Consider the following 24,838-nt stretch of genomic DNA (forward strand, 5'->3'; position numbering starts at 1 on the left):
CAAGATTTTGACCGAGTACCCTTATGAATCTCTGCACAATGCTCAGGCACCAATTACACCACTGAAAATACTAGATAATCGATAGACCTTTTGCATAAATGATATAGGACTACTATTTGATTTTTGAAATGCACGTAGACGTAGGTTGGGTGGAGCAGAGCGCAACCCAACATATATCAGGATGTTGGGTTACGCAAAGCCTCCACCCAACCTACAATTTTTTTGCTAGATAATCGATAGACCTTTTGCATAAATGATAGTTTTCTTTCCAGTACCCAATTTTGTGCCATTGGGCGACAGTTGTGGCAGTATGGAAAGAAGTTGAAAAATTCGCCGTTGCCGTTGGGAATTTCAAAGGGTGTTTTTCCTTCCCACGTCGAACTTTCAACCAGAGGATCGGGAATATTTTGTGCCTTGTCCCTACAGATTAGTAAAATGAAGTCACCAAAGCAGATGGTGATATTTCTCCACCAGCCTCTACTCTTTGAATCTACGCTTCGCGGCTTTTGTTGTACCATTACGCTTCACTACCACTAGCTTCATCTGCCCATTAGGAACTAGATCAAGGTCTTCGTAACCGCAGCTTCGCATTTTAACCAAATATTCTGACGAATGTTGGTATTATCGTCTGAATGTTTGGAATTCACTGCGAAAAGATATATATACTTCCACCTTGACTACACCTTGACTCTTAAATGAATCCAGAAAACGCAGAAACTTACATAAACCATCCAACTTGGGGTTTACTTTACAAAATCTGTATGGTTGATGAGAACCAGGATTTGTTCACCACACTTTATGCCCAGCGCTTATTTTTTTTGGTGGCAAATGACGTTAAAGGTGTGAAATTCCAGTCTCTAGGACGTACTGAGGCAAGAATGATGTTGGAAAATCGCTTACGTACCCTGCGGCGCAGTGGGCATTCTCAGGAGTACGATCAGCTTCAGAGTGTTTTCCAGCGCACCTTCCAATGAACAGTTCGATTTCCGAACGTATTCTTTCCATTCGCTCCTCACTACCAACATCAGTCAAATTGATTGCTGTTAGCAAGCAAGTTTCTGCCCAGGCCATTCGGTCTGCATACAACGCCGGAATTCGTGATTTCGGGGAAAGTCGTATCCAAGAAGCTGCCAGCAAACAAGCCGAGTTGCAAGATTTACCGGATATTACCTGGCACTTTATTGGACATTTGCAAAGCAATAAAGCCAAAAAAGCCATCGAGCATTTCCCTTGGATTCACTCCGTGGATAATTTGAAGCTGGCACAGCGCTTAGACCAATTGGCGCAACAGCTAGGAGTGAGTCCCCAGGTTTGCCTGCAAGTGAAAATTCTCCCCGACCTCAACAAGTCTGGTTGGAGTGTGCCAGAACTTTTGGCTGATTTACCCACACTCAATCAATACAAAAGTTTACAAATTCAAGGTTTGATGACAATTCCGCCATCAGGATTAAAAGATTCCGAAATTCTCAATGTGTTTAATCTCAATCGTGAGCTAGCCAAAGAAATCCAGGAGCAAAATTGGTCGCATATTAAAATGCAGCACCTATCTATGGGTATGTCAGGCGACTACGAACTGGCAGTGCAAGCAGGCGCAACGATGGTACGATTAGGAACAATCTTGTTTGGCGATCGCTCTTAGCCAATTAATCATCAGCCTTACTCTTCAGTATTAATAGAAGCTAAGGATTTGATGACAAGAATTTTGTAACAGACTGGTGCAATCCGAAACAAAGGATATAGTATTGACAAGAGCAATCGCCAAAGGAAAATGGGGTATAAAGAAGTTTCCTTCGGATAAACCTTAGGATATAATTTTGACTCATTATTATGTTTAGGCGATGCACAGACCTTTCCAATAAGTGTCAGTTCATCGCCAAAACCCGTAGTATGAGCTACAAATAGCAATACACTTGCTGAAGTATCCACCGATGTAGCGGTCGCTCCTATCTCAACTAATCCTCAGCCAAGTCAATACAGGCTATTCGCACCAGGAGAGTACACACACAATGAACAACATTTTTTCCAAACTCAGAGACTTTGTGGGTCTAAATGAGCAAGTGGAATACGAGTATTACGAAGAAGAACCAGAAACAGATAATAGTAATTATCAAAATCTGTATCAGCAAGAAAATCCCCAGCCAGCACCACAAGAGAGTCCAGCCGCTCAAAATCGACGCTGGCGGGAACCAGTGCCTACAATGGGAGATGATATGACAGCAGGTTCAAAGCCAATGGGGAATGTGATTGGTATGCCAGGAGCAATTAACGGAATTTCGGAAGTTTTAGTACTCGAACCACGCACCTTTGAAGAAATGCCCCAGGCAATTCAAGCGTTGCGCGAACGCAAGTCAGTGGTATTAAATCTGACAATCATGGACCCCGATCAAGCTCAACGAGCAGTAGATTTTGTTGCAGGTGGTACTTACGCACTAGATGGACATCAAGAGCGCATCGGTGAGAGCATCTTTTTGTTTACACCAAGTTGTGTCCAAGTTAGTACCCAAGGTGGCGTCCTTCATGAAGTACCACAACCACCAGTACGTCCTTCTCGCCCGACAACAGGTACTCCAAATCAAACCTGGGGCAACGAAACTAACCGGATGGCACAATAAAGTTAAATTAGTATTTAGTCCTTTGTCCTTTGTCCTTTGTCCTACCCTGCGGGAAGCCCTTCTCTACGAGAGGCTGCGCCAACGGGTTCAGCAGTCGCTCATGGGGGAAACCCCCAGACGCTCTCTACGAGACGCTACGCGAACGCGGACTCGCTTGCCGCCGGCGCTATCGCCCTTGGGAGAAGACAGCGCTGCTTCACCGCTGACGCGTCTATGTCATTTGTCCTGGGTTTTGCTCATGGTGACAAATGACAAACGACAAATGACTAATGACCAATGACTAATGACTAATGACTAATGACTATAAAATTTGGCTTAATTGGTGGTGGGGTAATGGGAGAAGCGCTCTTATCCCGCCTTATTGCGCGTGGAATTTATCAATCATCAGAAGTTATAGTTAGCGAACCGCTATCTTCACGCTTAGATTTTTTAAAGCAGCAATACGGTGTTGCTGTGACGACAGATAATAGTCAGGTTTTCACGGAAGCAAAAGAAGTTCTATTTTTGGCAGTGAAACCGCAGGTATTTAGTGCGATCGCTCAAGAATTAGCAGATATTGATATTCTTAATAGAGAACATTCACCTCTCATCATTTCTATTTTGGCGGGTGTGCCCTTAAGTCAGCTAGAAGCTGCATTTGTGCAATTGCCAGTGATTAGAGCAATGCCCAACACCCCGGCAACGGTGGGAGCAGGAGTTACCGCAATTTGTTTAGGTGCATATACCAATGCCAAGCATCACCAAATAGCACAGCAAGTTTTTTCTGCTGTAGGTGAAGTCGTAGAAGTTTCAGAAGGGCTGATGGATGCAGTTACAGGACTATCTGGTAGCGGCCCCGCTTACGTGGCGTTGTTAGTAGAAGCACTTGCAGATGGCGGAGTAGCCGCAGGTTTACCTAGAGTAATTGCCAATCAACTAGCCTTGCAAACCGTACTGGGAACAGCGAAACTGTTACATGAAACCAAAATGCACCCAGCAGAACTCAAAGATCGCGTTACCAGTCCGGGCGGTACAACCATTGCCGGAATTGCCAAGCTAGAACAGGCAGGATTTCGTTCCGCTTTAATTGAAGCAGTCAAAGCTGCCACAGAGCGATCGCAAGAGCTGGGAAAATGAGAGACTGGGGATTGGGGACTAGGGATTGGGGACTAGGCGCTGAAATTCTTCTTAAATACCTAATACCTAATACCTAATACCCAATCCCCAATCCCCAATCCCCAATACCCTAACGAAGTTGACAAAAGACTCGTTAGTATAGTAAACAATCTGGTTGCAAATGTGATTGAGTGAATTATCCTGCACCGTCTCCAGAACTTGACTTAGGGTCTATATTTCCCTTTGATCTGGATCAGTTTCAAAAAGAAGCGATCGCGTCCCTGAACGCTGGACGCTCCGTTGTTGTGTGTGCCCCCACAGGTTCGGGCAAAACATTAGTCGGGGAATACGCCATTTATCGCGCCCTAGCGCGAGGAAAACGCGTGTTTTATACTACTCCCCTGAAGGCGCTGTCGAATCAAAAATTACGTGACTTTCGAGAAAAATTCGGGTTCGATCGAGTCGGGCTATTAACTGGAGATGCTTCCATTCACAGGGATGCGCCGATTTTGGTAATGACCACAGAAATTTTCCGAAATATGCTCTATGGTACACCCATTGGGCAAATCGGCATCTCATTAGTAGACGTTGAAGCGGTAATACTTGATGAATGCCACTACATGAACGATCGCCAGCGCGGTACTGTTTGGGAAGAATCAATCATCTATTGTCCCCGTGAAGTGCAACTGGCAGCCCTCTCAGCAACGGTTGCCAATAGCGATCAACTCACCGATTGGCTAAATCGCGTTCACGGGCCAACAGACCTGATTTACTCCGATTTTCGCCCAGTACCCTTGGAATTTCACTTTTGCAATCCTAAAGGGTTATTCCCCCTGCTAAATGATAGCAAAACCAAAATTAACCCCAGACTTCAGAAGAAGAAGGGGAAAGGGGGAGAAAGGGATAGGGGAAGAAATGGCAGACCTGAAGCTCCTGGCATAATTTATACCTTGAGCCAGTTAGAACAACGGGATATGCTCCCAGCAATTTACTTTATCTTCAGCCGCCGGGGATGTGATAAAGCAGTGGCGGAAGTGGGTGATTTATGGCTGGTAAATAGTGAAGAGTCGCAAATTTTACGGGAACAGATTGATGACTTTTTAGCCCGTAATCCCGAAGCTGGGCGTTCTGGACAAATTGCACCCCTGTACCGAGGAATTGCTGCCCACCACGCTGGAATTTTACCTGCTTGGAAAGCACTGGTAGAAGAACTATTTCAGCAAGGGCTGATTAAAGTAGTATTTGCCACTGAGACACTCGCAGCGGGAATTAATATGCCCGCCCGGACAACGGTAATTTCTACCCTTTCCAAGCGTACCGACACCGGACACCGCCTGTTGAACGCTTCCGAATTCTTGCAAATGGCGGGACGGGCAGGCCGTCGAGGGATGGATAAACAAGGTCATGTGGTGACAGTCCAAACTCCCTTTGAAGGAGCCAAAGAAGCCGCGTATTTGGGAACATCCAAGCCAGACCCCCTTGTAAGCCAGTTTACGCCCAGTTATGGCATGGTACTAAACTTGCTGCAAACACACACCCTAGAGCAAACTAGGGAACTAATAGAGCGTAGCTTTGGGCAGTACATGGCCACCTTGCATTTACGGCCAGAATACGATGAGATTGCTGAACTGCAAAAACAATTAGCTCAACTTCATGAGCAAATCGCCGCAGTCGATGAAAATGAACTGGCTATTTATGAGAAATTGCGGCAACGCCTGAAAGTGGAACGCCAGATATTGAAAACCTTGCAAGAGCAAGCGCAGGAAGATAGACAAGAAGAATTGGGGATGATGTTGGGATTTGCAGTGTCAGGAACTCTGTTGAGTCTCAAAGGTAAAAACATCACAGTGTCTACACCCGTAACCGCAGTGTTAGTGGGCAAATCGCCTGGTTCTGGTCAAGCTCCTTACTTGGTATGCTTGGGACACGATAACCGTTGGTATGTGGCAACCACAGGGGATGTAGTCGATTTGTATGCCGAACTGCCGCGAATTGAAGTGCCACCTGATATCCTGCCACCGCCAGAGATGCCATTGAAACCAGGGCAGTCGCGCCGGGGTAATCAAGAAACCTTTGCGATCGCTGCCCATATTCCCGATCCGATAGAATCATTGCATCTGGCACCAGAAGTAGCAGAACAACTCAGTCGCACTACCGCCGTCCAAGAGCAATTAGAAGCTCATCCCCTACATCAATCAGGCAATGCTGCCACGCTTTTCAAGCGCCGCGCCCGCTATGTGGAACTAGAAGCCGAACTTGAACAGTTGCAAGGGCAAGTAGAGCAGCAGTCACAACGTCATTGGGAAGAGTTTCTGAATTTAATTGCAATTCTGCAACACTTTGGCGCTTTGGATAACCTAGTGCCCACAGTATTAGGGCGAATTGCTGCCGCCATTCGAGGCGAGAATGAATTGTGGCTGGGTTTAGTATTCGCTAGTGGTGAATTAGACAACTTAGATCCGCATCATTTAGCCGCCGCCGCCGCCGGTTTGGTGATGGAAACGCCCCGTCCAGATAGCAAGGTTAACTTTGAGCTTAGTAATGAAGTTGCAGAAGCCTTAGCAAAATTGCGGGGAATTCGTCGCCAAATGTTCCAACTACAACGGCGGTATAACGTAGCGCTGCCAATATGGTTGGAATTTGAGTTAATTGCCATAGTGGAACAATGGGCGCTAGGAATCGAGTGGACAGAACTCTGTGAGAACACCACTTTAGATGAAGGCGATGTGGTGAGAATTTTACGCCGGACGTTGGATTTATTGTCGCAGATACCCCACGTCCCCCATTTGCCAGACTCTTTCCAACGCAATGCCTATCGGGCGATGCAGCTGATTGATCGATTCCCGGTGAATGAAGTGGTTGAATAAACAAGACGCTCTTAAGCACACAGACTACTTGAGAATTTTTATGCGTCTTTATCTCTCAGGACTTAAGCAAAATTAAACGCTGTAGAGGCAATTCATGAATTGCCTCTACAATGAATTTACATTTAACCAAATAATAGTACTGGTACTTCGTTAAAAATGCTTTTTCGGTTTTGTATATCTTCTATACGTGATTAATCACGTGTATCTAACAAAAGTTATAGTCGCTATCAACGCTATTCAATCTTAGTACACCAAGTTTCCAGTACCGCGCAACTGACGCAAAGAATTTACACACAATGGACAGTCGCAACCAAAGACCTTAATTGCAGCATCGCTTTCCTCTTCAGTAAAGTTCAACATGGCAACATTCCGATTTGATACTGATGTGGCAATAGTTGAGGAACGTGTAGAGGTATAAGGTTGCTTTCTCTCTGAATCTCGAATGCACACAAAATCTTTTCCACCATGTGGGTTCGTGATACAGGTACGGCCGTCTTGTGTGTGCATTAATCGCTGAGTCATACTAGCATGGGCAGGATTAAATACCGCCAGCGTAGACATCATCGACACAAAAATTGAGGAAGTGGAAAGCAAATTCAGAAGAATTTTTTTGTTCATAGATTTCCTTGAAAAATTTGTCTACTAGTTTAGGGTATTCGATTCACTTTCAAACTTCAAGTGAATTTTCCCTGAGAATAGCTAGATAGACACTTGTTACCCAAGAAAGTTCCATCTCTACACTAGTTGGATCGTAAATTATCTACTACATGATAATTCAGCAATCAAACAGGCTTGATATCTAGCTTTTAGACGTAATGTTATGTAATTCAGCAAATTTCAATCTGTTGTATATTCCTACGATGGTGATTATTTGCTTGATGCAAGTATAAGAGCTTAATTAAATTAGAGCTAGTCCCGCAAGGCGGAATTAAAAATTAAAAATTAAAAATGAATACAGCGTAAGCATTTCATTGATTTGGAATGGGTGGTTTATTTCCGCCGTGTTGTACTAGTAATCTGCGCCTTTAGCCCTTGAAATTTTTAAATTCTTATACAGAGCGATAAATCGCTCACTACGAACAAAAGTTATATTTTACATAATTCTATCCAATTGAAAGCCGCTATAGCTATTTTTTGATTAAAAATCTTAATTTTAATCAAAAGATAGTTGATGTATTTAGCAATAAATTCGAGATAGATTCTAATACTTACTGTTCGGTTAAGACAAGAGACGCGATGAATCGCCGTCTCTACAATCAATAATCAGTCTTTCGTGTTGATGGCAATTTATGGCATCTTTAGCGATCTTGAGTTTTCATCAAAAACCTTAACCGAAACAGATTGAGATAGATTCTCGTTCTTAAAATATCAACTTGTAAAAACTTCTTTTTTTCATTACATTAAAAAAAAGGCTCATATCTCAATTAATTTACTAGCCTACATCAAAAAAATGAAGCAGAAAGTACATTCGGAATCTTCAGATTGTTGCAGTTGTGAACATGAGCATCACGAGAATCATAACCATGTTCATAATTACAATCATGATGAGAATCATAACCATGACCACAATCACGAACACGGTGGAGAATTCAATCTCAAAAATGAGATATTGCCTTTGGTAGCAATTTTAAGTTTATATGCACCTGGTGTAATTTTTGAAAATCAATTACACAATACATTCTACTCAATAGGAGAATATCTGCTTTTCATTCCTGCTTATTTATTAAGTGGATGGAGTGTTTTAAAAACTGCTGGACGCAATATAGTTAGAGGTAGAATATTTGATGAAACGTTTTTAATGACAGTAGCGACATTAGGGGCGATCGCAATTCATAAATTACCCGAAGCTGTCGGAGTTATGTTATTTTATAAAATTGGAGAATTGTTCCAAGATATTGCGATCAGTCGCTCCCGTAATTCCATCAAATCATTATTGGAAATCCGCCCGGACTATGCAAATATCCAAATAGAGGGAGAACTGAAAAAAGTATCGTCAGAAACAGTAAAAATTGGCGATATTATCGTTGTCAAGCCTGGAGAAAAGATTCCCTTAGATGGCGAAATTATAGATGGTAATTCGCAAGTTGATACATCTGCATTAACTGGAGAATCTGTACCACGCACGGTAAGAATTGGAGAAACAGTTTTCGCTGGGACGATCAATAAAATAGGTGCGCTAGTCATTAGAGTCACAAAACTATTTGATGAATCTTCCATTGCCAAGATTTTAGACTTGGTGCAAAATGCCAAAAGTAAAAAAGCAGCAACAGAAAAATTTATTACTAAATTTGCCCGATATTATACACCAATCGTAGTTTTTACATCTCTTGCAGTTGCAATATTACCTCCTTTATTCATTTCGGGTGCAACTTCTTCTGAATGGATTTATCGCGCCCTAATTTTACTAGTTATCTCCTGTCCGTGTGGACTCGTTATTAGTATTCCATTAGGTTACTTTGGAGGTGTGGGAGGTGCAGCTAAACGTGGTATTTTGGTTAAAGGCTCTACTTTTTTAGATACTTTAAATGCAGTTAATACAGTTGTTTTTGATAAAACTGGAACGTTAACGAAAGGGGTATTCAAAGTAGTAGAAATAGTCCCATTGAATGGCTGGGATGAACAAGAACTGCTGCTATTAGCTGCCAAAGTAGAATCGCACTCAAATCATCCCATCGCTCAATCTATCTGCAAGGCTTATGGTGGAAAAATCGATGAATTTGAGATCAGAGATTATGAAGAAATAGCAGGCTATGGAATTCGAGCCAAGATTGAAAATAGGGTAGTAATAGCGGGAAGCGATCGCCTATTGCATAGAGAGAAGATTTCTCACGATAATTGCCAGTTAGAAGGAACAGTGATTCATCTCGCAGTGGATGATATTTACGCTGGATATATTGTGATTGCCGATGAACTCAAAGAAGATGCAAGACTTGCTATTCAAGCACTCAAACGAATGGGTGTAGAGAGAACAGTAATGTTGACAGGAGATAATCAAGCGATCGCTTCGCGAATTGCTGAACAGCTTGGCATAGATACCTACGAAGCAGAGTTATTACCTGAAGAAAAAGTTAATGCCATTGAGAAGTTACTCAGCACCGCCGGTAAGCATGGTAAAGTTGCCTTTGTTGGGGATGGAATTAATGATGCACCAGTGATTGCTAGAGCAGATGTTGGTATGGCAATGGGTGGATTAGGCTCAGATGCAGCGATAGAAACTGCCGATATTGTGATCGTGACAGATGCACCATCCAAAGTTGCAGAAGCAATCCAAATCGCCAGAAAAACTCGCACAATTGTTTGGCAAAATATTGGGTTTGCTTTAGCAATTAAAGGTTTATTTATTGGATTGGGTATTTTCGGGATAGCGACAATGTGGGAAGCTGTCTTTGCTGATGTTGGAGTAGCAATGCTGGCAATTCTAAATGCAACTAGAGCGATGAAATAAAATTTTGGGAAAATTGGGAATCTGTAATTGGAAAATTGTAGTAGTTAAACTATGAGTACTTCTCACTCATATTCTGCTACCCAATAATAGAACCTATGAATTCATCAATCAAAGGGATTGCTACAGCTACTTTAGCTTTACTGCTAAACTATTCAGCAAACCCAGCCTTTGCACTACCCCAGAAAATCAATCATCCAGTTACTATTGCTAAATCGCAACCCTTAAAAGATGCCTTAATTGTTCCTGGGGAAAGAGTCGGCCCGATAACACGCACAACCACCAAGCAGGATTTAGTCAAACTGTTTGGTGCATCCCGCCTCGTTGATAAAACTATCTCTGGTGCTGAAGGAATAGGTAGTTTTGCAGCTACTCAGTTAAATCTAAATCAGGGGCGATCGCTGCTAGTAGTTTGGAGTGATAATACTCGTACCAAACCTCTAGATGTGCGTAATCTGGGTTCAGCTTGGAAAACCCGCGAAGGTATTGGTGTTGGAACCCCATTAAGCGAATTACGTAAGAAGTTAGGTAACTTTAAACTCTATGGATTGGGGTGGGATTACGGCGGTACTATCTTGTTGGATAGTAGTAAATTATCCCGTTATCAAGGCAAACTCATTTTACGAGTAGATACGGCTCCCAATGCTTCTGAAAAGTTCCCCAATGACTACCAATCAGTGTCTGGGGATGCTACTTTTTCTTCCAGCAATGCCCACTGGAAACCTTTGGGAATTAGCGCTCTTCCATCACTCTCATCAAGCAATAATCGAAGCAGAAAACTGAAACTATCACCCAATCAAGGTTTGAGGCTTTATTTTCTAATATAAATTCAAAAATCTAGCTAAAACCTGAAAACCGAAGTCTCGTAAGCCTTGCAGCGATTGCTTTTCACAAGACTGATGGAAGAGCGTTAGGCTTGCAGAAATTATCGTTGTATTGAATTCAAGTGAGTAGTGGTATGTTAAACATCAGTTTGCTTGCTAGTGCTTATAGTAACTATGAAGACAACGTTCTCATACTGAGTCTTTGAGGCTGATAAAGCAGTCAAGTTTCAATTAGAACAGCAACTTCTTGATGAAAAGACAAAACTGGCACATCTTAACGATGAACTGGAGAAACTTGAGTCTGCATTACAATCATGAGACTTATGTAAATATACAGTTATTTCGTCCATATAAATCAGGATTTACTCACCTAGAAACAAGGAAAATAGAGATATTCATTTAATTGGTGTTTGTTTATACTATTTCAATTTTTTGTAATCGTTATACTCATAACTTAGGTTCTACCTGGGAATTAGGAAGTGGCTTTGCCACTTCTTTTTATTTATCTATTAGTCCAGTAAAAAATCGATTAAAAGTTAAAAGTAACTTTGTTGAACTTTTAACCTTTATTAATTGTTATACTATTTCACAAAATATCTGCTAGACATACATTGGTAGAGGCGTACATCTATACACCTCTACAAACGATTCATTTCTTGCAAAGATTGTTGACAATAGTTATGATGATATCGTGTGTGTTTAATTGGCCAAGCAGTCTGAGAGAATTTTGGTCATACAGACATGATGTTAGTCATTACTCATTGTATCTTCCCATCTCTCACGTCTGGGCTTGCTCTCCACATCGCGCGATCGCATTTCTTTCCAAGTCCCCCACATTAGGGATTGCTGTTTTTCAACATGGTTAATAAACTGCATAATTGAGTGATCTGCTTTGATGGGAGTTTTCAAATCAAACTGAATTGTTTGAAGAATCTTGATGTCACCCATGAGAAAGTACTTAGCTGTAATCTTAGTCAGCCATAGCACAACTCGATTACATAGCCAACCAAAAATTCCTTTACGTTTTTTAGTCATCAACAGAACTTGGCCTTCAGTTTTTCCCCCTTCGTGGAGGCGAACTGCAACCATCATGTGGACATGGAAGAAATCAGGGCCAATTGTCACAATGCCAATGCTACCGTACCAATAGCAAATGCTGTAAGTTATGACATTTTTGTAGAAAATACGGATGAGCTTAATCAAAAAGAAATTGTCTTTGATGGGTGTAGTATTACTGAAGATAATCGCATTCTCGTTAAGTTCGTGTCTTTCAAAAATAATTTCTAGTGGCAATTTGTGAACTGTATTGAGGTGTTGAGCATCAATCGCATTAATCATCACCACATTGGGATGACAGTTCAGCAAGAAGTGGGAATGGATGGCGACATCACACTCTTTTTGTTCTAACTCTGGAACAAAAGGTAGAGGTTGCTGTGGTATTTCTCCAGTCCAAACCCAAATCATCCCATATTTTTCAGCAGTGGGCCAAGTTTGTAACTTTAAGGAAGGTGGTACATCTAAACATGGGATATCAATACACATCCCCTCAGCATCAAACTTCCAGTGGTGGAAAAAACAACGTAGTGCATTACCCTCAACTTTGCCTTCAGCAAGATGAGCGCCCATGTGTGGACAGTAGGCATCAAAGGTAACTACTCTTTTGTCTTTACCACGGTAAATTACTAATTCTCTACCCAAAATCGTGACAGGCTTTACTTCACCCACCCGCAGATTTTGAGAAGGTATTACCCAATACCATCCCTCAATAAAACGCTCTGGATTATTGAAAATTTTAGGTTTACGGATTGAGCTAGAAGTCTGCGAGTTGAGATTCATTTTTATGGTTTCACTTGAAGTGAAGCAGTTGATCTAGAAGTAACATGGAAACTTCAAAAAAACAGTTACTTTCAGTACCATGAGAAACAGCTACCAAATAAATGGATAAAAATCATCATGTAAAATATTGATCAAATATTATTAAAATTGTCAAAATTATGCCAATATAATATCAGCTAAATTCTAAATATCCATTTACAATAGATATTTGAAAATTTGAAACTTAGTAAAATCTCTACTTAGATAAAAATTGCTAATACGGATGCCAATATTTGGCTTAACTCGAAAACCACTTAATATTTAAGAAAATATGTAATAATAATTACAAGAGTTGGGAAAAACTATCATGTTAACTCAAGAGAAAAAACTACTTTTAATTGGTCAGGTAACAGATTTAACTGGAATACCCATCAGGACAATTCGTTATTACGAGAGTTTAGGTTTAATCAATTCATTGAGACGAACAGAGGGAGGCTTTCGCCAGTTTTCATTGGATGTGCTAACTCGTCTAGCATTCATTAAAAGGGCGCAAAATCTTGGTCTTAGTCTAGAAGAGATTGGCAATATTCTTCAGGTTTATGACCAAGGGCTAACTCCTTGTGGTGAAATCAAAGAAAAACTTGAAGAGAAGGTATTGCAGATCGATCGCCAAATCGATCAACTGTTAACTTTACGCTCTGAAATCAAGGGATTACTTTCAGGCTGGAAGAATATCAGCGACCATCATGAGAAGACAATTTGTCCGATTATTCAAAACACCTCTCAGGATTGACACTAATCAGGAATCAGGACTTTTATAGAGAAGAAACCACCACAACTCTAGTCCAATTAAGGCTAAACCTGCGATCGCAACACCAACTTTCAAGCCCAAAGGTTGCTCAATGCGTTGAAATTGACTGCTTTGCTCTGATGAATGGGCTGGCATTTCTGCTAATGCTACGCCTGATGTACCAGTGAGCAGCACTAAAGCTGTAAGGCTTCCCCAAAGCGTTTTTTGACTGAACATTTCCTAATTTATCCTGAAATTATGAGATAGTTTTTGGTTGAAAGTTACGCAATCTCAGGGCATTGCTAACAACAGAAAGTGAAGAAAGAGCCATCGCTGCTCCGGCAATAATTGGATTGAGCAACCAACCAAAGATGGGGAACAAAATTCCCGCCGCAATGGGAATACCAATGACATTGTAAATAAAGGCAAAGAAGAGATTTTGCTTGATATTGTTGATGGTGGCGCGGCTAAGTTGAATTGCTGTAACAATTCCTTGCAAATCTCCAGAAATTAAGGTGATATCGCTAGCTGCGATCGCTACATCTGTTCCCGTACCAATAGCAATTCCGACATCAGCCTGTGCTAGCGCTGGCGCATCATTTATCCCATCACCTACCATTGCAACAATTGAGTGTTGAGTTTTGAGTGAAAATTTACGAGAATTCTCTCCCCTTACTCCTCTGCTCCTCTGCTCCTCTGCTCCTCTGCCCCTCTGCCCCTCTGCTCCCCTTGCAAAGATAGGATAATCGCCGCCTTCTGATCTGGACGCACTTCGGCAAAGATTTGCTGGATGCCAACTTGTCTTGCGATCGCATCAGCAGTTTTACGATTATCTCCGGTAAGCATTACTACTTCTAAACCTAACTTTTGTAAGGCTTTCACCACTGCTGCTGACGAAGGTTTTAGGGCATCGGCAATACCCATAATTCCTTGTAGTTCGCCATCTACAGCAATCAAAATGACTGTTTTACCAGCCGCTTCCCAGGTATCTTTATATTGCTGGAGACTCATGGTGTTAATCCCAAGTTCTGTTAACCAGCGTTGTGTACCAATTTGCACAAGCTGATTTGAAACAATTGCTTGGACACCACTACCTGCGATCGCCTGAAAGTTCTTTGCCTCTGTTAAACTCACTTCTTGAGACTGGGCGTATTTCACCACCGCTTCAGCTAAAGGATGCTCAGAATTGCGTTCTACCGTTGCTGCTAATTGCAAAAGCTGGATTTCATTACCATTAGCTGTGCCGTTGACAGTTACAAAGTCTGTAACCGTAGGTTTACCCTGAGTTAAAGTGCCAGTTTTATCTAAAACGATGGTTTGAATTTTGTGCGCTAGTTCTAAGCTATCAGCGCCTTTAATCAAGATGCCATTTTCCGCACCTTTGCCCGTCCCCACCATTACAGAAGTGGGAGTAGCTAAACCCAAAGCACAAGGACAAGCGATAATCAGTACACCTACCGTTGTCATTGTGGCTAGGGTCAGGTTGCCAGTGAAGCTAAACCATATTACGAAAGTGGCGATCGCAACGCCAATCACAGCTGGTACAAACCATCCTGTGACTCGATCTGCCAAGCGCTGAATTGGTGCTTTAGAACCTTGGGCTTGTTGCACTAGTTTGACAATTTGAGCCAAAAATGTATCATTTCCGACTCGTGTCACCCGAAACTGAAATGCACCCGCACCGTTAATCGTCGCCCCAATTACCTCATCTCCTGACTGCTTTTTGACTGGCAAACTTTCACCAGTCACCATCGCTTCATCTACTGTCGAAGCGCCTGCAATCACTTCGCCATCTACCGGAATCTTTTCACCAGGACGCACTAAAATCACATCGTTGATTCTGACTTCGGCGATGGGAACATCAATTTCTCTACCATCACGGATAACTCTGGCATCTCTAGCTTGCAATCCGATGAGTTTGCGGATGGCTTCAGAAGTTTGTCCCCTAGCGCGATTTTCTAACAACCGCCCCAGCAAAATTAAGGTAATCACAATGGCGGCAACTTCATAATAAATATGAGGTATCAAGCCTTGAGCAATAAAAAATTTTGGGAAAATGGTGACAAATAAAGAATATAGATACGCTGCACTTGTACCCAAAGCAATCAGCGTGTCCATCGTCGCCGTATGGCGCTTGAGGGATTTCCAACCATTCCGGTAAAAAGATCCACCACACCAGAACACGACAGGTGTTGTCAGCACTAACTGCATCCAAGAATTTTGCAGGAAGCTTGGAATTAAGGGTAAGTTCAGCCCAGTCATCATGGGCAACGACCCCAAAAGTAGGAAAATGCTGATTACACCTCCCACCAATACCTTGAGAGATAGTTGGCGTTGTAATGCTTGCCTGCTCGCTTTCTCTGCATCATCTTCTTCAGAGAGCAATTCTTCCTGGAGTGAGTCAGAAGAGTATCCCGCAGATGCGATCGCACTTTGAATTTTCTCTAAACTTGCTAGAGAGCGATCGTATTTGATGGTAGCTTGCTCTGCTCCAAAATTAACGTTGCAGTCAATTACCCCAGAAACAGAGCGAATTGCCTTTTCGATGTTGTTGGCGCAAGCGGCACAACTCATGCCTCGAAGTTTGAGTGTGAGAGTATCCATGTTGGGGATTGGGGATTAGGGATTAGGGATTGGGGATTGGGGATTAGGGATTGGGGATTGGGGATTGGCAATTGGTCATTCTCCCAATACCCAGTCCCCAGTCCCCAGTACCCAGTCCCCAATCCCCTTAAGCAACTGGATAACCCGCAGCAGCCAACGCTTCCTTAATAGCTGTTTCTGATGCTTGAGTTTCAACACTGACAAGCTTGGTTGTTGGATCGGCCTGAACGCTAGCATTGGCATCGACTGCTTGAAGTGTTTTGGTAATGGTGCTTGCACAAGCAGAACAAGCCATGTTGGGAACTGTGAGTTGGAGAGTCATAGATTTACGGGATAAAATGAACAACTTAGCCAGATCGAGCTGGATGACTGAGACGTATCCTTCACACATCAGAAATAACTGGAAAGAGAGTCGCCTTGAATTCATCCTAGACTCTCTAGCCGGCCGGAGAGTCTAGAGATTTTTAAAAGTTTTTCGCTAAACTTCAAATTTCTTTACAACTTTGGTTTGACTGAGTAACCATTGCCCATCAAAAATACAACGTACTACAAAATACTTGTCATCCAAAGTTTCTTAGTTATATGAGCTAAAAGTAGCAATATGGCAACGGCTGATAGCAAATTCGTCAGTTTTATCGCTGGTTGCTTCCCTTTTATACCCTAATACGGTTCAGTTAAGGCTAAAAACTAAAATTGGCGTAGGTTGGGTTAAGGAACGAAACCCAACATTATCAAGGCTTTGTTAGGTTTCGCTGTTGCTCAACCCAACCTACTATTCTTCTTACTGAACCGTATTGTTCTATACCCCTGGTTGATAAATTGTTGCTATCAGTGAGTGATATCAGCAGCTAGTACCGCAAGGCGGAATTAAAAATTAAAAATTAAAAATGAATAGAGCCTAAGCGTCTCATTGATTTGGAATGTGTGCTTTATTTACGCCGTGTTGTAATAGTTACTTAAAGACGAATAAATACTTATGGAAGATGTCGGAATTATTGACGGGAATGTTAAAGAATGCGGATGAATAAAATTTCTAATTTTTGAATTGACTCAATCGCTTTCTGATGGTCTTTGTGCTTGTCCTGTTTCTAAAAGGATGAAGTTAGTTGTTGACAGTTGAAAAATCTCACTGGAGTTGTTTGAATTTATTATTTGCCGATAGCAATAACTCTTGAGCTTTTAAATAAACAGTTGTACCTTTTTCTACCTTTTCTAATTGGTTAATAATGCTGTGTAACTGACTAATTACACGATTTCGATCCAAATTTTTGGGGTCAGTGGGAATTGAAGCCATTAAGCTTTCTATTTCTTGTTGTACTGTTGCCAAAGCCTGTACAGAATCTACCTCAGCTTGTCGTCTTACTTTGACTTGACCCAAATTAGTCTCATAAGTTGCTAATAACTTTTGTGCTTCTGCATAGCCTACCAAATCTTCAGAAGAAATCTGTTTTAACCGATTAATCGCTTCTGACCATAAATTTTCTATTTGTTCCCATTGGGTGACTGTGTGTGGTGGATTTTGACCAGCTTTAGCAGCTTGCCAAGAAAATTGCTGCGCTGCGGTAATTAAAGCACTGACGCGTTCATTTCCCGCTGCTAATCCCACAACTTCTTTAAAATCACGCTTGTAGGCATCTAGTTGATTTTGAGCAGTTCTTCCGGCTAAGGTTTGTCCGGGAATTTCTTCTAACTTATCCAGTGCTGAACGCCAAGCTGCGATCGCCGACTTTTTATCGGTTACTGTTGTAGCAATTTGATACTGCTGTTTTGCGTTCAATAATGCTTGACTATTATCAGTGAGCAAGGTTTGAGCGTTTTTTTCCTGAAAAACCTTGGCTTCTAGTTGTCCTACTTGACGACGCGCTGCATTCAGACCGTAAACGCTAAACCGCCAGTCGTACCACCAATATTTGTATTCCGGCCAATCGTTAACTAACCCAATTGGCAAGTTATCCAAATGTGTTTTTGTATGTTGCAGTTGCTGTTCACCCAACGCCAAATCTGCCGCACTAGTGGGTTTTTCAATCAAGTATTCAGCTTGCTCAATTGATGCCAACGCCTTCCCATAGTGCTGTTCCATGCTTATGTAACTGGGTAGCAATAATAAAGGCGCATTTTGCACCACAGTCCGGCGAATTATTGGGTAAGGCAGATTCGCCAGCCAAACCACACCTGCGGGAATACCGATAAGTATTGCTATCCATATCAACTTAGTACCTATACCTCGGTTGGCTTTGCTAGGTCTTTTTTGATGGGATATACTGCTAACCTGCCCCTGCGCTGCTATTTCCTGTTCTAATTCAGCTAGAGTTTTTGGTTGTGATGGTTTTGCTGGTTGCTTCAGTCCTATAGGTTGTTGGCTGATTACAGATGGATTTATCCCAGAAACATTTTGAGAGTTATTACGGGAAAATTTTTTAGTAATTTTGTGTAAAAAGGTCATATATAGATTCAGTGCTTAGTTTAGTATTCCCCAACTAAGCTCGAAATAAAGACAAGACGTGGTTTTTTACAAAAGCTCCAAGGGTGCGATCGCTATTTTATAGTATTTTTGTACTATAGAATAGGGGTATCCACAGGTCATATTGATGTGCAGGTTAAGGCAGAAATGGTAGACGTTGTGGCGCGATTGAGTCCGGTGTTTACGTTTAAGGCGTAGCTGCCAAATAAAAAGCCCCTGGTCAACGCCAGGGGTATCCATCTTTATTCCCTCATTTAGAATGGCATCTGTGAAGCTATAGTAAATCCGTATTAATGCGATAAACGCATATTACTGATGATTATTTTGCAATTAGCTAGATAGGAAGTTACTCAGTGGCATGGATGAGAGCGATGTCTACGATGGTCACTGAGCGGCTGGTGAGCGGAGTCGAACCATGCCGTTCGCGCAGCGTCTCGTAGAGAAGTGCGGGCTGCGCCTACGCTTTTTTGCAATCTCCATTCAAAACATGGGATTGTGTTCATTATCCCAACACTTGCGATCGCTCCAATTTCTGCCAGTATGTTCGCATTCAGATGCATTATCTATCCAAGGAATCGATGTAGAGTGGTACGAGTTTCCAATGGAAGCAAATAAGCTAGCACTGAATAAGGGTAATAATAAGGATAAAATTATTAATGTACAAATCGGTAGAGTGATTAAATATCCAGTAAGCAGTAGAATGTTGCTATGAGTCAAAATAAATGTACCTATTTTCTTGTTTTTTTGACGAGTTTTTAAGCTAGTTCTTGAATTCGATAAATGCATAATGCAACCCTATTAATACCAGTTTATATAACAATCAAATTTAATTTTTAAAAGCCAAGCTAACTAAGAGCAAGCCCGATTTGGTTTAGCTCTCAGTCTATTTAGCAAAAATCAAATATGAGTCTTATATAAGTATGGATTTTTACGTAAGAACATTATTCAGGCTATACACTCTGATGTCAAAGGTATAAGTAATGACTTATTAGAAATTTTAATCTTTGGGCGCAAAAAAATATTTTACATGAAAATATCTTGAAGTTTTGGCACTCGCTTTTGTGTAAATACTGACAAATTTCACTCACAGCCTTCTTTCGCAGATACAGCAAAAATACTGATATATTGCTGGATATTTATATATAGCAGTTTTCAAGTTGGTGAGGTACATAAGCTAAGTCTATTACCCAGACAGAAAGAGTGTTTTACTTATGAATTCTGCTGTATCTGTATCTGATACCAAAATTTGGTGTAATCCTGGCAGAATAGAAGTAGCACTAATTCTTTTTTATGCCTAGAGACGATAAATCTGAAACTTCACAAAAGAGTGCATCTGCGATCGTTGGTTATGAAGATTTTTTAACTGAACTAAAAACACGAATTTCTAGCGCTCAGTTACGGGCCGCAGTTGCAGTCAATAAAGAATTACTATTACTCTACTGGCAAATTGGGCGAGATATTCTGAATCGCCAACAGCAGCAGGGTTGGGGCGCAAAAGTTATCAATCGTCTGGCGGCTGACTTGCAGAAAGCTTTTCCAGAAATGAAAGGCTTTTCGCTTCGCAACCTCAAGTATATGCGGGCATTTGCCGAAGCTTATCCAGATGAGCAATTAGTGCAGCAAGCTGCTGCACTAATTCCTTGGTTTCATAACTGCGTCCTTTTGGATAAAGTCAAGGATAGTAGTGAACGAGAATGGTACATACAGCAAACTATTCAGCATGGATGGAGTCGGAATATTTTAGTTCACCAGATAGAAAGCAAGTTGTATCACCGTCAGGGTAAAGCAACCACCAACTTTAACCACACTTTACCTCAAGCACAATCAGAATTAGCACAGCAATTGTTAAAAGACCCCTACACTTTTGATTTTCTCAATTTAGGGGAAGATTTTCTGGAACGTGATTTGGAACGTGCTTTAATCAATCACATCCGCGATTTTTTACTAGAGTTAGGGGTTGGTTTTGGTTATTTAGGTAGTCAATACCATCTTGAAGTTGGTGGTGAAGACTTTTATATTGATTTGTTATTTTACCACGCACGTTTACACTGCTATATAGTGATTGACCTAAAAATTGAAGAGTTCAAACCAGAGTATTCCGGTAAGATGAATTTCTATGTTAGTGCGGTGGATGATTTATTGAGGCAACCAGACGATCAGCCTACAATTGGAATGATTTTGTGCAAAAGCAAAAATAAGGTAATTGCTGAATATTCTCTCCGCGATATGCATAAGCCGATTGGTGTTTCCGTGTATCAGCTAAAAAATACTTTACCGGAAGCGTTGCAAGGAAATTTGCCAACGATTGAGCAGTTAGAAGCTGAGTTGGAAACAGTGTCAATTATTGAGAAAATTAATGGACTAAGTGGTTCAGAAGGAAAAATGGAAGTAACCCATTATCCATTAGATGAAGCATATAAAAGGCTTAGACTACAGACAAAAAGAATTGAGTTCACACCAGAAGAAATAGGAAACGAAGTTGCAAAGATTCGGAGCGAAATAAATGCTAATACAACTAAAGATTCTGATTTAATTTAGAGTGTATTCCGATGCAGAGAAAAATATCTTCAATCTGCTGTCAGCGCGAGACGCAAAGAAGCAGAGAGTATTTGATAACTTCTCTGTATCCCTGCGTCTTCCATAAACAACTACTACCAAATTCGATTTCCATTCTCATCAAGTCGTGCCTGCCGAATTACGTCAGAGATTTCTTCAGCATCTTTAACGTGATGGAGTGCCTTTTTTTCGCCGTTGGGTTCATCCACAACGAAGTAAGTCGGGACTGTGATTGTGTCGCCTGTAATATCTGGTACATGATCAACAGCTGCCTGTTTAGCCTTCTCTTCAACTGATTGAGGCTTATCAGAAATTCTATCTCCCGGATTCGCGGTTAGGTTTCTTTCGTTCACATCTGGCTTTTCACGAGAATCCCGATCTTCGCTTACTGGTTGATTAATTTGATTTTCTTGATTTTTATCACTCATGGCGCTTTCAGTTATTAAAATATGGAACTCGACTAACAACAGCTTAAAAAATCCAAGGCATAAAGAGTTCTTTCTCTGGGGAGAGTTTGAGAATATATTTTGAAGAGATTTTGTCAGGAACATATCTTAGGTTATAGCCTAGCTCTGAGGTTTATAAATAACCTCATACTCCAGAAATAAATAATAATTAAAAATTACAGTTTAGGCAGAACTATTAAAAAAGCCAATTTTATGAAAACCAACCCACAGTAAACACAAATGTACATTAATCCTAATGCGATCGCACCGTAGTATATTAGTAGACCTTTGTAAGTAAATCGAATCATCATGGAACATTCTTCTACTAATGGCAAAATTCCAGCGAGCATAAAAACGCGTCGGGATTTTTTAACCTATATGCTAGGTACTACAGTTGCATCAGTAGCTATCGGATATCTATTTCCCAAAGTCAGCCAAAGTCGTGAGATAGACCTAGAAACCCTTTGCTCGCTTTATCCAAAGAATTCACGCTGTCAAAATTATCTTCCAGGATCGGCTGCACTGGCTGAAGACGGCAAGCAAATTGAAGCTAATGCACTATTAGCAAACACAAAACCAGGAATTCCGATTCTCGTAAAAGGCTTGCCAGATCGTAGCGTTGATTATCTGATTATTCAAGACGGGCCACAGATTGCTGAGTACGCTATCAGTCCAATCTGCACCCATTTAGGATGTACAGTCAAGTGGGATCTTGAGAAAAATCACTTTATTTGTCCTTGTCATGGATCTCAATATGATTCGCAGGGTCGAGTTGTTCGTGGCCCAGCTAAACGTCCTCTACCACTAATCACCGTAGTAGTCAAGCAAAACCAAATTCGTTTAGTCGATCGCAAACCTGCTGTAGATCCTCGTTAACCTACCATTAACAAATCAAATTTAACAATGCCACCATACTTTTTCAGCAAATTTATAAATTATAAAAGACTAACAAAAATTACTGCATGATTTAAATTTGTCGGGTAAGCTGACAACAGCAGTTTCATTCTCAAACCAATGACCACAAGTAGTCCCAAAATTTTAGCTCTGGACTTTGATGGAGTGATTTGCGACGGATTAATTGAGTATTTTGAGGTAGCATGGCGTACCTACTGTGAAATTTGGTCTTCTGCTAACGACACACCGCCAGATGATTTAGCTTTGAGATTCTATCGCCTAAGACCTGTTATTGAAACAGGTTGGGAAATGCCCATTTTAATTAAAGCCTTGATAGATGGAATTCCTGATGAAAAGATTCTGCATGAATGGGTAAGTATTGCTCCACAAATTTTGTTAAATGACAAGCTACAAGCAAGAGAAATAGGTGCGAAACTAGATAACCAGCGAGATGAATGGATTACCACAGATTTAGGTGGTTGGCTGAGTCTGCATAAATTTTATCCGGGTGTAGTAGAAAAAATCAAATTAACTGTTGACAGTGGAGTTAAGCTATACATTGTGACAACTAAAGAAGGGCGTTTTGTGCAGCAGTTGTTGCAACAAGAAGGGGTGAATTTACCACCAGAAGCAATTATTGGTAAAGAAGTCAAGCGTCCCAAATATGAGATTTTGCGAGAATTAATCCAGTCAGCAGAAGACAAGCCAGTTAGTCTCTGGTTTGTAGAAGATAGACTCAAGGCATTACAGTTAGTCCAACAGCAAGCAGACCTTGAGGATGTGAAACTTTTCCTGGCAGACTGGGGCTATAATACCCAAGCCGAAAGGGAAACTGCCCAAAATGATCCGCGAATTCAGTTGTTATCACTTTCTCAGTTTGCCAAAGATTTCTCAGCTTGGCTTTAATATATTAAATATCTAGCGAAAAAGAGATGTAGCACTGCTACGTCTCTACAAAGATTCTGAATAATACATATTTCATTTCTGGACGTATTTATATAAATCAAACTATGTGTTTTATAAATTTAGGTGAAATAATAACTTACAAGTATTCACTCCTCACTTCGCACTTACTTTTATGCTTGACCTAACAAAACTGGCGCGACAAATGCAGGGTTTAAGCCAGCATCTTACCTTAGAAGCTGCTGCCAGCCGTCAGCGTTTAGAACTGGCACAACAACATTTAAAAAATGCTTACGAGTCTCAACAAGATTTAATCGATCGCCAGGAAAAATGGCGCGATCGCATTCTCTTTGCTAATGCTACCCCAATTGAACCGCTAGAAACCTGCATCGATATTTCAGTTCCCCCAAAAATTCATACTGTCATCGCTACCGATGGTTCCCAAATTGCCCCCAACCATCATGAAATTGCTTACTGTTATCTGCTAAATATTGGCAGAGTCGTCTTGCACTACGGACAAAATCGCCATCCGCTACTCGATAGTTTACCAGAGGTATTTTACCGCCCAGAAGATTTATATATGTCTCGGCAGTGGGGAATTAGAACTGAGGAATGGATGAGTTTTCGACGCACTGCTTCAGAAACAACTGTGTTAGCAGAACTGGCGTGTGATGCAGCGCAAAAGGAAACGCCAGCGCTAGCGATGGTAGATGGTTCGCTAATTTACTGGTTTTTAGAACAATTGCCGATGGATGCACGCGATCGCATTTTACCCCCCATCCTAGAAGCTTGGCAGCAGATGCGTGATGCTCGAATTCCTTTAATGGGCTATCTTAGCGCCTCTCGCAGCATCGAAACAATGAACTTTTTACGGTTATTAGCTTGTCCCCATCCAGCGCCAGACTGTAAAAGTCATTGCCCAAATCAGCTAGAAAAAGTACCTTGTAAAATTTTTGAACAGTTGCGAGATACTTCTGTTTGGGCAACTCGACTCAAACCAGGACAACGCAGTACCTTATGGCGCAGTAATTCTCCTATTCTCGAACTTTATGGCGATCAAACAATTTACTTTTGCTACGTCCACGTTGGCACCGAAATCGCCCGAATCGAAGTTCCGGCATGGGTAGCGGAGAATGCAATCATGTTAGACCAAGCATTGGGACTGATGTTAGCACAAGTTCAAAAAGGGTATGGTTATCCTGTAGCGATCGCTGAAGCCCATAATCAAGCAGTGGTAAAAGGTGGCGATCGGGCGCGTTTCTTTGCCCTTCTCGAACAACAAATGATTAAAGCTGGTTTGAAAAATGTGGGAACTTCCTACAAAGAAGCCAGAAAGCGCGGGAGTATTGCTTAAAATAATTTGTAATGAAGTTCCTATGGACGCTCGAGTACTCGCTACCGCTTCGCTAACGCGAACGCTATGCTAACGTAATTCGTAATTCAATTCTTAACTACGAATTACGCTTTGTGATACTAATACCTTAGCTACTTAAGGACAATTACAGATAAAAATTCTGATTAATTAAGTT

Annotated in this window: 22 protein-coding genes and 1 pseudogene; 14 read left to right on the top strand and 9 right to left on the bottom strand. The window is 41.3% G+C overall.

All coding sequences use genetic code 11. The features are described 5' to 3' along the window. Nucleotides 1–176 precede the first annotated feature (176 nt). The gene (locus tag CDG76_RS14845; protein WP_094349753.1) at nucleotides 177–518 is read right to left on the bottom strand and encodes a hypothetical protein; all 342 of its coding nucleotides are present in this window, start codon (nucleotides 516–518) and stop codon (nucleotides 177–179) included. A 177-nt stretch (nucleotides 519–695) separates the two neighbouring features. Between CDG76_RS14845 and pipX the strand changes: the two genes are divergently transcribed. The 6 genes from pipX (at nucleotide 696) to CDG76_RS14870 (ending at nucleotide 6,574) form a co-directional block, all read left to right on the top strand. Next, a complete protein-coding gene (gene pipX, locus CDG76_RS14850; RefSeq protein WP_069068710.1) occupies nucleotides 696–974 on the top strand; it encodes a transcriptional coactivator PipX in 279 nt (92 codons plus the stop codon). Next, nucleotides 971–1,639: a YggS family pyridoxal phosphate-dependent enzyme gene (locus CDG76_RS14855; RefSeq protein ID WP_094349754.1), complete on the top strand. Its 669-nt coding sequence runs from the start codon at nucleotides 971–973 to the stop codon at nucleotides 1,637–1,639. Before pipX ends, CDG76_RS14855 begins: the two co-directional genes overlap by 4 nt. Nucleotides 1,640–2,006: 367 nt before the next feature. After that, complete coding sequence (locus CDG76_RS14860; RefSeq protein ID WP_094349755.1) at nucleotides 2,007–2,612, top strand: cell division protein SepF; 606 nt, start codon at nucleotides 2,007–2,009, stop codon at nucleotides 2,610–2,612. 22 nt (nucleotides 2,613–2,634) lie between these two features. Next, a complete protein-coding gene (locus CDG76_RS36165; protein WP_143854091.1) occupies nucleotides 2,635–2,892 on the top strand; it encodes a hypothetical protein in 258 nt (85 codons plus the stop codon). A 17-nt stretch (nucleotides 2,893–2,909) separates the two neighbouring features. After that, nucleotides 2,910–3,728 (top strand): pyrroline-5-carboxylate reductase, encoded by an 819-nt coding sequence (gene proC, locus CDG76_RS14865; RefSeq protein ID WP_094349756.1) that lies wholly within the window; start codon nucleotides 2,910–2,912, stop codon nucleotides 3,726–3,728. Between the two features lie 170 nt (nucleotides 3,729–3,898). Beyond that, complete coding sequence (locus tag CDG76_RS14870) at nucleotides 3,899–6,574, top strand: DEAD/DEAH box helicase (RefSeq protein ID WP_094349757.1); 2,676 nt, start codon at nucleotides 3,899–3,901, stop codon at nucleotides 6,572–6,574. Nucleotides 6,575–6,817: 243 nt separating this feature from the next. On the opposite strand, the gene CDG76_RS14875 is transcribed toward CDG76_RS14870, so the two are convergent. Then, the gene (locus CDG76_RS14875) at nucleotides 6,818–7,192 is read right to left on the bottom strand and encodes a hypothetical protein (protein ID WP_094349758.1); all 375 of its coding nucleotides are present in this window, start codon (nucleotides 7,190–7,192) and stop codon (nucleotides 6,818–6,820) included. Nucleotides 7,193–8,024: 832 nt separating this feature from the next. Here CDG76_RS14875 and CDG76_RS14880 point away from each other — a divergent pair. Further along, nucleotides 8,025–10,019: a heavy metal translocating P-type ATPase gene (locus tag CDG76_RS14880; protein ID WP_094349759.1), complete on the top strand. Its 1,995-nt coding sequence runs from the start codon at nucleotides 8,025–8,027 to the stop codon at nucleotides 10,017–10,019. A gap of 95 nt (nucleotides 10,020–10,114) precedes the next feature. After that, nucleotides 10,115–10,843: a hypothetical protein gene (locus tag CDG76_RS14885; protein WP_223265241.1), complete on the top strand. Its 729-nt coding sequence runs from the start codon at nucleotides 10,115–10,117 to the stop codon at nucleotides 10,841–10,843. A 744-nt stretch (nucleotides 10,844–11,587) separates the two neighbouring features. Here CDG76_RS14885 and CDG76_RS14895 read toward each other — a convergent pair. Further along, a complete protein-coding gene (locus tag CDG76_RS14895; protein WP_094349761.1) occupies nucleotides 11,588–12,676 on the bottom strand; it encodes an aromatic ring-hydroxylating dioxygenase subunit alpha in 1,089 nt (362 codons plus the stop codon). Nucleotides 12,677–13,022: 346 nt separating this feature from the next. On the opposite strand from CDG76_RS14895, the gene CDG76_RS14900 reads away from it, so the two are divergent. Beyond that, on the top strand, nucleotides 13,023–13,448 hold the full coding sequence (locus CDG76_RS14900) for a heavy metal-responsive transcriptional regulator (protein WP_094349762.1): 426 nt from the start codon (nucleotides 13,023–13,025) through the stop codon (nucleotides 13,446–13,448). A 6-nt stretch (nucleotides 13,449–13,454) separates the two neighbouring features. On the opposite strand, the gene CDG76_RS14905 is transcribed toward CDG76_RS14900, so the two are convergent. From CDG76_RS14905 to CDG76_RS37320, 5 genes and pseudogenes are all read right to left on the bottom strand, one after another. Next, nucleotides 13,455–13,682 (bottom strand): hypothetical protein, encoded by a 228-nt coding sequence (locus tag CDG76_RS14905; RefSeq protein ID WP_094349763.1) that lies wholly within the window; start codon nucleotides 13,680–13,682, stop codon nucleotides 13,455–13,457. 19 nt (nucleotides 13,683–13,701) lie between these two features. Further along, nucleotides 13,702–16,049, bottom strand: a pseudogene (locus CDG76_RS14910) (heavy metal translocating P-type ATPase). A gap of 127 nt (nucleotides 16,050–16,176) precedes the next feature. Further along, on the bottom strand, nucleotides 16,177–16,371 hold the full coding sequence (locus CDG76_RS14915) for a heavy-metal-associated domain-containing protein (protein WP_094350009.1): 195 nt from the start codon (nucleotides 16,369–16,371) through the stop codon (nucleotides 16,177–16,179). Between the two features lie 804 nt (nucleotides 16,372–17,175). Continuing rightward, a complete protein-coding gene (locus CDG76_RS14920; protein WP_094349764.1) occupies nucleotides 17,176–18,492 on the bottom strand; it encodes a hypothetical protein in 1,317 nt (438 codons plus the stop codon). Nucleotides 18,493–18,558: 66 nt separating this feature from the next. Beyond that, complete coding sequence (locus CDG76_RS37320; protein WP_190240856.1) at nucleotides 18,559–18,750, bottom strand: hypothetical protein; 192 nt, start codon at nucleotides 18,748–18,750, stop codon at nucleotides 18,559–18,561. A gap of 175 nt (nucleotides 18,751–18,925) precedes the next feature. Here CDG76_RS37320 and CDG76_RS14925 point away from each other — a divergent pair, with 175 nt between their 5' ends. Together CDG76_RS14925 and CDG76_RS14930 are read left to right on the top strand one after the other, a co-directional pair. Continuing rightward, nucleotides 18,926–19,222, top strand: a complete 297-nt coding sequence (locus tag CDG76_RS14925; protein ID WP_143854092.1) for a hypothetical protein — start codon at nucleotides 18,926–18,928, stop codon at nucleotides 19,220–19,222. A gap of 578 nt (nucleotides 19,223–19,800) precedes the next feature. After that, nucleotides 19,801–21,048: a PDDEXK nuclease domain-containing protein gene (locus CDG76_RS14930; RefSeq protein ID WP_094349766.1), complete on the top strand. Its 1,248-nt coding sequence runs from the start codon at nucleotides 19,801–19,803 to the stop codon at nucleotides 21,046–21,048. A 113-nt stretch (nucleotides 21,049–21,161) separates the two neighbouring features. On the opposite strand, the gene CDG76_RS14935 is transcribed toward CDG76_RS14930, so the two are convergent. Further along, on the bottom strand, nucleotides 21,162–21,494 hold the full coding sequence (locus CDG76_RS14935; RefSeq protein WP_094349767.1) for a hypothetical protein: 333 nt from the start codon (nucleotides 21,492–21,494) through the stop codon (nucleotides 21,162–21,164). Nucleotides 21,495–21,821: 327 nt separating this feature from the next. Between CDG76_RS14935 and CDG76_RS14940 the strand changes: the two genes are divergently transcribed. From CDG76_RS14940 to CDG76_RS14950, 3 genes are all read left to right on the top strand, one after another. Then, nucleotides 21,822–22,388 carry a Rieske 2Fe-2S domain-containing protein gene (locus tag CDG76_RS14940; RefSeq protein ID WP_190240857.1) on the top strand — a complete coding sequence of 189 codons (567 nt, stop codon included), beginning with the start codon at nucleotides 21,822–21,824 and terminating at the stop codon, nucleotides 22,386–22,388. Between the two features lie 138 nt (nucleotides 22,389–22,526). Beyond that, nucleotides 22,527–23,312 (top strand): HAD family hydrolase, encoded by a 786-nt coding sequence (locus CDG76_RS14945; RefSeq protein ID WP_094349769.1) that lies wholly within the window; start codon nucleotides 22,527–22,529, stop codon nucleotides 23,310–23,312. Between the two features lie 172 nt (nucleotides 23,313–23,484). After that, entirely contained in the window at nucleotides 23,485–24,663 is a 1,179-nt protein-coding gene (locus CDG76_RS14950; protein ID WP_094349770.1) for a DNA double-strand break repair nuclease NurA, read from the top strand. Nucleotides 24,664–24,838 lie beyond the last annotated feature (175 nt).

The sequence above is a fragment of the Nostoc sp. 'Peltigera membranacea cyanobiont' 210A genome, assembly GCF_002246015.1.
Taxonomy (GTDB): Bacteria; Cyanobacteriota; Cyanobacteriia; order Cyanobacteriales; family Nostocaceae; genus Nostoc.

Excerpts from the sequence above, each read along its gene's own strand:
- CDG76_RS14875 (WP_094349758.1), bottom strand. The coding sequence starts at position 7,192 with ATGAACAAAAAAATTCTTCTGAATTTGCTTTCCACTTCCTCAATTTTT.
- CDG76_RS14915 (WP_094350009.1), bottom strand. The coding sequence starts at position 16,371 with ATGACTCTCCAACTCACAGTTCCCAACATGGCTTGTTCTGCTTGTGCA.
- CDG76_RS14860 (WP_094349755.1), top strand. The coding sequence starts at position 2,007 with ATGAACAACATTTTTTCCAAACTCAGAGACTTTGTGGGTCTAAATGAG.
- CDG76_RS14920 (WP_094349764.1), bottom strand. The coding sequence starts at position 18,492 with ATGACCTTTTTACACAAAATTACTAAAAAATTTTCCCGTAATAACTCT.
- proC (WP_094349756.1), top strand. The coding sequence starts at position 2,910 with ATGACTATAAAATTTGGCTTAATTGGTGGTGGGGTAATGGGAGAAGCG.
- CDG76_RS14845 (WP_094349753.1), bottom strand. The coding sequence starts at position 518 with ATGGTACAACAAAAGCCGCGAAGCGTAGATTCAAAGAGTAGAGGCTGG.
- CDG76_RS14885 (WP_223265241.1), top strand. The coding sequence starts at position 10,115 with ATGAATTCATCAATCAAAGGGATTGCTACAGCTACTTTAGCTTTACTG.
- CDG76_RS14905 (WP_094349763.1), bottom strand. The coding sequence starts at position 13,682 with ATGTTCAGTCAAAAAACGCTTTGGGGAAGCCTTACAGCTTTAGTGCTG.
- CDG76_RS14940 (WP_190240857.1), top strand. The coding sequence starts at position 21,822 with ATGGAACATTCTTCTACTAATGGCAAAATTCCAGCGAGCATAAAAACG.
- CDG76_RS14925 (WP_143854092.1), top strand. The coding sequence starts at position 18,926 with ATGCCGTTCGCGCAGCGTCTCGTAGAGAAGTGCGGGCTGCGCCTACGC.
- CDG76_RS14935 (WP_094349767.1), bottom strand. The coding sequence starts at position 21,494 with ATGAGTGATAAAAATCAAGAAAATCAAATTAATCAACCAGTAAGCGAA.
- pipX (WP_069068710.1), top strand. The coding sequence starts at position 696 with ATGAATCCAGAAAACGCAGAAACTTACATAAACCATCCAACTTGGGGT.
- CDG76_RS14855 (WP_094349754.1), top strand. The coding sequence starts at position 971 with ATGAACAGTTCGATTTCCGAACGTATTCTTTCCATTCGCTCCTCACTA.
- CDG76_RS14895 (WP_094349761.1), bottom strand. The coding sequence starts at position 12,676 with ATGAATCTCAACTCGCAGACTTCTAGCTCAATCCGTAAACCTAAAATT.
- CDG76_RS14945 (WP_094349769.1), top strand. The coding sequence starts at position 22,527 with ATGACCACAAGTAGTCCCAAAATTTTAGCTCTGGACTTTGATGGAGTG.
- CDG76_RS14900 (WP_094349762.1), top strand. The coding sequence starts at position 13,023 with ATGTTAACTCAAGAGAAAAAACTACTTTTAATTGGTCAGGTAACAGAT.
- CDG76_RS14950 (WP_094349770.1), top strand. The coding sequence starts at position 23,485 with ATGCTTGACCTAACAAAACTGGCGCGACAAATGCAGGGTTTAAGCCAG.
- CDG76_RS37320 (WP_190240856.1), bottom strand. The coding sequence starts at position 18,750 with ATGGATACCCCTGGCGTTGACCAGGGGCTTTTTATTTGGCAGCTACGC.
- CDG76_RS14930 (WP_094349766.1), top strand. The coding sequence starts at position 19,801 with ATGCCTAGAGACGATAAATCTGAAACTTCACAAAAGAGTGCATCTGCG.
- CDG76_RS14880 (WP_094349759.1), top strand. The coding sequence starts at position 8,025 with ATGAAGCAGAAAGTACATTCGGAATCTTCAGATTGTTGCAGTTGTGAA.